The sequence below is a fragment of the Streptomyces kebangsaanensis genome, assembly GCF_001906585.1.
GTDB classification, from domain to species: Bacteria; Actinomycetota; Actinomycetes; order Streptomycetales; family Streptomycetaceae; genus Streptomyces; species Streptomyces kebangsaanensis.
On the sequence record NZ_JUJA01000099.1, the window covers coordinates 37,020 to 37,796 of the forward strand.

General features: G+C 74.9%; 1 pseudogene. It reads left to right on the forward strand.

Going from position 1 to position 777, the window contains the following annotated elements:
* Window positions 1–777 (forward strand): annotated as a pseudogene (locus RH94_RS14815) (aminotransferase class V-fold PLP-dependent enzyme); the annotation flags it as partial.

A 777-nucleotide genomic window follows, 5' to 3' on the forward strand; every position in this document is an offset into this window, starting at 1 on the left:
GCTGGGGCGGCCGGGTGCGCACGGCCCGGGTGCCGCTCGCGGCCGACGCGGACGAGGCGTACCGGGCGGTGATGGCCGAGGTGGACGACCGGTGCGCGCTCGTCGTGCTGGACCAGATCACTTCGGCCACCGCCCGCGGCCTGCCGGTGGAACGGGTCGGAGCCGAACTGGCACGGCGTGGCGTCGCGCTGCTGGTGGACGGCGCGCACGCACCCGGGCTTCTCCCCGCTCCACTGGAGGGACTGGTCTGCGACGCCTGGGTGGGCAACCTCCACAAGTGGGGCTGCGCGCCTCGCGGCACGGCGGCTCTAGTGGCCCGCGGCCCGCTGCGCGATCACCTCCATCCGCTGATCGACTCCTGGAGCGCCGCGGAGCCCTTCCCCCACCGCTTCGACCAGCAGGGCACCCTGGACGCCACCGGGTCCCTGGCGGCGCCCACGGCGCTGGACTTCGTCGAACGCACCTGGGGCTGGGAGGCGGCCCGTCGCTACATGGACGAACTCGTCGACTACGGCGCCCGGGTGGTCGGAGCCGCGTTCGCCGGCTCCGCGGGAGCGGCGGAGGGCGTCGACGTGGGGATGCCCGTGCCGGGCATGCGCCTGGTCCGCCTTCCCGAGGGACTGGGAGCCACCCGCCTGGCGGCGGACGCGCTGCGCGACCGGGCCGCCGCCGAACTGGGGGCGGAGGCGGCCTTCACCAGCTTCGACGGGATCGGTTACCTCCGTCTGTCGGCCCACGTCTACAACACGCCCGCCGACTACGACCGTTTCGCCGAGT